The sequence below is a fragment of the Streptosporangium sp. NPDC051023 genome, from assembly GCF_040689595.1.
GTDB lineage: Bacteria > Actinomycetota > Actinomycetes > Streptosporangiales > Streptosporangiaceae > Streptosporangium.
The window spans coordinates 1-6,852 of the sequence record NZ_JBFBCE010000171.1 but is presented as its reverse complement, the minus strand read 5'-3'; the positions used below and the strand labels follow the sequence as shown (position 1 = coordinate 6,852).

The 6,852-nt window shown below is 66.1% G+C and carries 7 protein-coding genes and 1 pseudogene; 5 read left to right on the top strand and 3 right to left on the bottom strand.

What is annotated here, in order from left to right:
* Nucleotides 1-340: 340 nt before the first annotated feature.
* Nucleotides 341-1,399 (bottom strand): annotated as a pseudogene (locus AB0395_RS47275) (IS701 family transposase); the annotation flags it as partial.
* A gap of 467 nt (nt 1,400-1,866) precedes the next feature.
* Here AB0395_RS47275 and AB0395_RS47270 point away from each other — a divergent pair.
* Nucleotides 1,867-2,631 carry a hypothetical protein gene (locus tag AB0395_RS47270; RefSeq protein WP_366294676.1) on the top strand — a complete coding sequence of 255 codons (765 nt, stop codon included), beginning with the start codon at nt 1,867-1,869 and terminating at the stop codon, nt 2,629-2,631.
* An 11-nt stretch (nt 2,632-2,642) separates the two neighbouring features.
* Entirely contained in the window at nt 2,643-2,891 is a 249-nt protein-coding gene (locus tag AB0395_RS47265) for a hypothetical protein (RefSeq protein WP_366294675.1), read from the top strand.
* Nucleotides 2,892-3,618: 727 nt separating this feature from the next.
* Here the strand turns inward: AB0395_RS47265 and AB0395_RS47260 are convergent.
* Complete coding sequence (locus AB0395_RS47260; RefSeq protein WP_366294673.1) at nt 3,619-4,110, bottom strand: ArsI/CadI family heavy metal resistance metalloenzyme; 492 nt, start codon at nt 4,108-4,110, stop codon at nt 3,619-3,621.
* Nucleotides 4,111-4,256: 146 nt separating this feature from the next.
* Here AB0395_RS47260 and AB0395_RS47255 point away from each other — a divergent pair, with 146 nt between their 5' ends.
* The 3 genes from AB0395_RS47255 to AB0395_RS47245 are packed head-to-tail and all read left to right on the top strand — an operon-like array spanning nt 4,257 to nt 5,895.
* On the top strand, nt 4,257-4,655 hold the full coding sequence (locus AB0395_RS47255) for a metalloregulator ArsR/SmtB family transcription factor (protein WP_366294678.1): 399 nt from the start codon (nt 4,257-4,259) through the stop codon (nt 4,653-4,655).
* Nucleotides 4,652-5,431, top strand: coding sequence for an aquaporin (locus AB0395_RS47250; RefSeq protein ID WP_366294670.1), 780 nt, complete (start codon nt 4,652-4,654; stop codon nt 5,429-5,431). Before AB0395_RS47255 ends, AB0395_RS47250 begins: the two co-directional genes overlap by 4 nt.
* Nucleotides 5,432-5,466: 35 nt before the next feature.
* The gene (locus AB0395_RS47245) at nt 5,467-5,895 is read left to right on the top strand and encodes an arsenate reductase ArsC (protein ID WP_366294668.1); all 429 of its coding nucleotides are present in this window, start codon (nt 5,467-5,469) and stop codon (nt 5,893-5,895) included.
* A gap of 252 nt (nt 5,896-6,147) precedes the next feature.
* On the opposite strand, the gene AB0395_RS47240 is transcribed toward AB0395_RS47245, so the two are convergent.
* Entirely contained in the window at nt 6,148-6,639 is a 492-nt protein-coding gene (locus AB0395_RS47240) for a peptidoglycan-binding protein (RefSeq protein WP_366294666.1), read from the bottom strand.
* Between the last annotated feature and the right edge of the window lie 213 nt (nt 6,640-6,852).

The window sequence follows — 6,852 nt, the reverse complement described above, 5'->3', positions numbered from 1 at the left end:
ACCCCAAGCCGTTCATCTGGACCAAGACAGCCGAAGAGATTCTCGACTCCCTCGCCCGCTTCTGCCAACGAATCTCAGGCGCAGGACACTAGTACTCCAGCCGTACTTAGTGATCTCTGAGGCGTTGACGCTGGTAGTGGCATCGTCGAGCGCGGCTTTGATGGCGTAACCGCCATGTGGACCACCGGCGAACATGGTGCTCATCGAGCGGTGGCCGGGTCAACGACGCGAACAGGCGACGGATCTCGTTGACGGAGACGACGATCGATCGGACACCGGCCTCCTTGTCCTTGCCCAGGCGCTCTGCCTGTTCGTCTTGGTCAATCACGTCGTGTTCGTCCAGCAGTTCGGCTCGGGTGACGGCCAGGAAGGCCAGGGCCAGCATGGCCGGCGTCATATACCGGTACCAGGCTGGATGGAGCCGGACCTGGTAATGGTCGAGGGCGGCCTCGTTCTTGCCGGTCTGGAAGCACTCCTCGATCGTCCAACGGGCGCCGGCCACGGCCACCAGACGGCCCAGGGGTACCGGGGCCGGGGTGTGGCACAGGTAGAAGGCCAACTCGGTCGGCCTGCTGACGGAGCGGCGGATCAACAGCCGGTGCGCCGGGCCGACGGTGGCGATCAGTGCCCGGTCATAGTGCCGTAGTCCTTTGGCGCCGTTGCCGCACGACAGCCGCTGCCAGGCCGTCCTGCCGAGCTTTTTGGCGATGACGTCGGCGCGGACCTTGCCCGCACCGGTGGTGATCTGGTGGTCGCATGCCACGGCCAGCACATGGCTGAGCCGCTGGTTTTCCAGGAAACGGCGTAGTGGGCCGTTGTCGCCGTAGGCCTCATCGGCCGTGACCCACCCAAACGGCACCCCGGCGGTGATGGCTCGTTTGATCATCGCCTGCAGCAGTTGCGGTTTGGTGGCGAACTCCACCTCCTGGGGGATCTTCGCCGTGGCGCATCGGTCGGCGTCGGCGATCCACGAGGTGTGGGGCAGGTAGAGCTCCCGGTCCAGCAGGGCATGTCCGCGGGGTGTGGCGTAGCCGAGGAACACTCCGATCTGACAGTTGGTGATCTTCCCGGCGGTGCCGGTGTACTGCCGTTGCACTCCGGCCGAACAGCGGCCCTTCTTCTCAAAGCCGGTGTCGTCGCCGATCAGGACGCCGTCGGCGGCGCCCAGGTGGTCGATCACGTAGTCGCGGACATCGTCACGGGCTCCGTCGGCGTCCCATTTCGCGCTGGTCAGTAGTCGTTGCATACCGTCGGGGGTGGCTTCGCCGGCGTATTCGGCCAGTGACCAGCCGCTCTTGCGTTCCACGCCGGACAGCAGTCCTTCGGTGAAGGAGCGGGCGCGCAGGCGCACTTCCCTTCGTTTGAACCGGCCCGCGACGTGGGCGAACGCGTCATCCAAACCGGCCTGTAGGCGAGTCGCGCCGAGGTGTTCTACTCTGGCCAACGCGGCCACCGCATGATCTTCAGTTCCATCACACCTGAATGATCACAGCGGTAGCCGTCCGTCGTAGTTGTGGCCCTATCCCCACAGGTTCACATGCGCACGACCTCGCCCCGCCTCACGATCTACGGCTGGAGTACTAATTCGTCGGGATCAATCCATTTTTCGTTGGCATGTCGGCCGCGCCGTGTTACCAATGGCTAGAACAGTCGAGAAAGACAACGGCCCGGCAGAAAGCCTCCGGGACGGTGAATTATGGTGTTCCGGATGTTGCCTTTCCGGTTTGCCGTTCTCTGATTAACCCTCTCTCCCCGAAAGGCTCGGCGGGCCTCTTTCCCCTGCGCGCGGATTTTCCCTGAAGGGAATGTCGCGGGACTCCGGAGGAGCCCTCCCTCACGGGGAGCGGACACCCCCAAGGAGAAACGATGCGGAAGACGACGGCCCGCCGGGGGATCCCCGGCACGGGTCTGGTCATCGCGCTGGCGCTGATCGCCGGCGTGCTGTCCCTCGCACCCCCGGCGGCTGCGGTCCCGGCGGCCACGGCCGCCGCCGCGGACCTGCCCTACGGGCCCTACACCTGCAAGCAGAACTTCGTGTGGCGGGACGCGTTCCCCTATGACTACGTGTGCGTGACGGTCGTGCCGGACATCCGCGCGGAGACCGCAGAGGAGAACCGGCTGGCCGCCGAACGCAGGGAGCCGAACGGCGGCCCCTGGGGCCCGGACACCTGCAAGCAGGGGTTCGTATGGCGCGAGGCCAATCGGTCCGACCACGTCTGCGTCTATCCGTCCAGCCGGTCGCGGGCCCGGATCAACAACGCGAACGCGGCCTTCGGTCTGCAGGACCCGTCCGCCCCTCCGCGCATCTTCGGCACCCACACTGCCGAGGACTACTCCGCGCAGTATCGCCAGGTGACGCTGAGGGTCACCGGCGCCTTCAGCCGGAACAGCAAGGTCACCTTCAGCACGTACGTCTATTACGGAGGAGGCTGGGAACTGAGAACTGGCTACACTTTTGACACCGACGACAACGGCCGAATTATCGCCACCAACGGGCGGATCCTCACGTTCTACTGCGACCTGAACGCCCACCGCCGGGCGCAGTCCTTCCTCGTCGCGGCGGATCATGCGAACGGCCAGGTCAGCAACCCGGGCAAGGTCACCGACCCCTTGTGCATATCCATCGACTGAGCCGCCGGGCGGTGGAGCTGCGGACGCCGTTCAAGTTCCGGCTCCTCCGCTCGGATTTCCCCCTTTTTCCCCAGTTGACCGAGGACCGTGTTCCACCGGAAGGGAACGAGTCCCGGGCGCATCCTCGCGATGAGATCTTGGCTCTGCGCATCTGCAAGAACCTCCTCGCACCCATGAAGCTGATCACCGATCGGCTGGCGGAGGGACCGATGAGGACGCAGATCGACCGCTGGATGGACCTTCGGCCGCAGCTGCCGTGACGTGCAATGATCATGGTGGCGGGGGAGCCGTGAACGTGCTGCGCACCAGGTCAGCGGCCATGCCACCTGAAGAACGGTCACGAGCTGTAAAACTGTCGGCTCAGCCTACGCAGGTTCAAGTCCTGCACCTGCCACACCAGCAGAAAGAGGCCCCTCACCAGCACAAACGCGGTGAAGGGCCTCTTCTCGCATGTCCGGCTTGTCTACGGCCGTCAACGATGCTTTACGGGTGGCTGTGCCGAATACGTGCCGAAGTTTTCAGAGCTTCGTCACGTCCCAGATCCGATGCCTCGCCTCGCCCTGCTGGCCATAGATGCACTTGGCGTAGACCCGCAGCAAGACATCCCACTGTGCCCCGCCCACTCGGCGACCTGAGGGTGGGCACGTCGGCGTTCAGCCACGTGGAGACGGCGGCATGCCGCAGGGTGTAGGGCACGTCTATCAGGGGTGACGGCGTGTGGAGGGCGTTGCTCTCTGGGGAGGTGCGGTAGGGCGGCGCGGAGGGATGGGGGCCTTCGGCCTGGAAGGGGTCGGGGGACGCTACCTCGATCCCGTCGCGTCACGTTATCCGGCCCCGCCATCTCATCGAGCCATGCGTCTCCAGGCTTCTGGGGAAGCTGGATGTCAGAAATCGGTGATTGGAAGCCGGTCTCCGTCCACGGCTGTCCACGGCCTTTTGCCCCGCCGGAGCATCTGCCGCGACGGGGCAGGGGTCCGTGCCGGGTCCTCAGCAGCAGCCCGCGCTCGCCGTCACAGTGACCGGCTGTTCCTGGCCGGCGGCCTGCTCAGCGGTTGGGCCACATGCGCAGGGAGCTGCCGGATCCGTGGCGGTGGCGGACTTTCCGAGGGTGTCGGCGTCGGCCTTGACCACGTACACCTCCCATGGCTCGGCGCCGGGGCCGCGGACCCACACCTTGTCCTGCAGGGCGTAACAGCAGGAGGTGTCGTTTTCTTCGAAGGTCGCCAGTCCAGCGTCCTTCAGCCGGTTGGTCGCGGCGGTGACCTCCTCAACGGTCTCGACCTCGACGCCGAGGTGGTCCAAGCGGGTGTCGGTATCGGTCTCGCCTTCCAGGAGCACCAACTTCAGCGGGGGCTCGGTGATGGCGAAGTTGGCATACCCGGGGCGGCGCTTGGCCGGCTCGACACCGAAAAGCTTGGAGTAGAAGGCGATCGAGCCTTCCAGGTCGGCCACGCGCAGAGCGAGTTGGACACGGGACATGGTGGTCTCCCATCCGGAACATCCTTGTATCGACGACTGTCGATACAAGAGGGAGGTTGCCACTCTGATTTGATGACTGTCAACATAGAGACATGTCGAAACAGAACCTGCCGGTCCTCGACCAGACCACGGCGTGCTGCACGCCGATGGTCCGCGAACCGCTCGGCGAGGTGGACGCGGCCGAGCTGGCGCGGATGTTCAAGGCGCTGGCCGATCCGGTCCGGCTGCGGCTGCTGTCGCTGATCGCCTCCCATGACGGCGGCGAGGCGTGCGTGTGTGACCTGACCGGCCCGTTCGACGTCTCCCAGCCGACCATCTCCCACCACCTCAGGGTGCTGCGCGAGGCCGGGCTGGTGGGCTCGGAGCGGCGCGGCACCTGGGTCTACTACTGGGTGATGCCCACCGCCCTGGCCCGCCTGTCGGCCCTGCTGACCCCCGCCCAGACCCCCGCCCAGACTCCCGCCCAGACCCCCGCCCAGACTCCCGCCCAGACCCCCGGCCAGGCCTCCGCCCAGACCTCCGTCCCTGAGAAGGCGAGCCGGTGAACATCCCGGCTTCCCTGAGGCGTCGGGTTGCCGTCGAAGCGGTCGGTACTGCGGCGCTGGTGGCCGTGGTGGTCGGCTCCGGCATCCAGGCCACCGAACTTTCCCAGGACATCGGGGTTCAGCTGCTGGCCAACGCACTCGCCACTGCCCTGGGGTTGGGGGTACTGATCGCGCTGCTCAGCCCGGTCAGCGGTGCTCACTTCAACCCGATAGTCTCGCTGGCCGCTTGGTGGAACGGCCGCGCCGGCGGGGACGGCCCGGCTGGGCGGGAGGTAGCCGCCTACACACTCGCTCAGGTCGGCGGCGCGATCGGTGGTGCCGTACTCGCCGACGCCATGTTCGCCCAGCCCCTGGTGCGCTGGTCGACCCATGAGCGCTACGCCGGGCATCTGTGGCTGGCCGAGGCCGTGGCGACCGCCGGGCTGATCGTTGTGATCTTCGGTCTGGTCCGCACTGGACAAGGCCGTTTGGCACCGGTCGCGGTGGCCTGCTACCTCGGCGCCGCCTACTGGTTCACCTCCTCGACCAGCTTCGCCAACCCAGCCGTCACCATCGGGCGGGCCTTCACCGATACTTTCGCCGGTATCGCCCCGGCCTCCATCGGCCCGTTCGTCGTCGCCCAGTTCCTTGGTGGCGCTGTCGGTCTGGGCCTGGTCACGATCCTGTTCGGCCGCCCTGTCCACACCGGCCTGCGCTCCGGCAACGCCGATGCCTCGCGGCATGACACCGCTTCCGCGGGCGAGGCCGCACCTGAGTTCACCGTCGCCGGTCGCTGACCCGTCAGCCACCTGGTCCGCGTCAGAAAGGCTTCATGATGACCGCCGCTCCGTCCGCTCCGTCGGTGTTGTTCGTCTGCGTCCACAACGCCGGTCGCTCCCAGATGGCCGCCGCCTTTCTCACCCATCTGACCGAGGGCCGTGTCCAGGTCCGCTCGGCTGGCTCGGCACCCGCGGACACGGTCAACCCCGCCGTGGTGGAAGCGATGCGGGAAGTCGGTATTGACATCTCCGCTGAGATCCCCAAGGTGCTGACCACTGATGCCGTTCGTGTCAGCGACGTGGTGATCACCATGGGGTGTGGGGACGCCTGCCCGTTCTTCCCCGGCAAGCGCTATGAGGACTGGAAGCTCGACGATCCGGCCGGACAGGGGGTCGACGCCGTCCGCCCCATTCGGGAAGCGATTGAAACGCGTGTCCGTGCCTTGATCGTCGACCTCTTGCCTGAATCAAGGCAGGTGTGAGCACTTTCCTGTCTGCCTTTGATCGCCCCTCCGGGAGAAGGAGGTGCTTGCGAAGAGTCGTCCCTGGGTCTCGACGTCGGGGGGCCACCTCGGCTTTTCATCCTTCTGCCGGCTTCAAAGATGAGGTTTGGTCTCCACCGAACTCGGGGCGATTCAGTTCGCCGGGGTCGTGGATCACGCCGGGGCCGCATGCACACGAACGAAGGCCGACGCCCTCCGATGGGACGCCGGCCCGGAATTCGTACGGTGCACTCACCTGGCCGCCCCTACGGGCACCTTCTCCAGCCAGGCCTCGTCCCAGGTGTGATGGTCGATTTTGCCGGTCACCGGCAGGCCCTTGAAACGCTGCAGGTCCTTGCAGACCGCCTCGGTTTGCGGGCCGAAGTCGCCGTCGACCTCGAGGTCCGGCCAGCCGCGGTTGTTCACCTGCTGCTGCCACTTCCGGACGTCCGCGTTGTTCACGTCACCTTTCTGCAGGGGGTGGTCGGGCGCCTGCGGAGGCCTCGTGCTGGGAGCTTCCCAGGTGGCCTTCCAGGTGATCGGGCCGACGACGCCGTCCACGGGCTTCAGGTGGTGCTCCTTCTGGAAGTTGGTGCATAGACGCTTGCTCTCGTCGCGGTAGTCACCGTCGACGGTGATGTGCCAGCCGCGCTCTCTCAGCTGCTGCTGCCATTGCCTGACGGTGGCGGTCTGGGTGGGCGGCGGGAATTTCAGCGGCGGTGGCTGGAATTGCGGTGCCGTCATGCCGTACCTCCTCAGGTCGGGGTGATGGCGGGCCCGAGGGCGGGCTACCTGGCGCCGCCCGTGGTCGCGAGCCGTCCGTTTCGTGCGAACTCTCTCGAAATGAGGTCGCAACTCCTAGCCTCGAGCTTTCGCGGTGAGTTTCGGAGAACTTGATCGTTTACATGAGAAAAGTGCCCTTGAACTGGGAGGGTCGGACTTGTCTAAGGTCCCGTC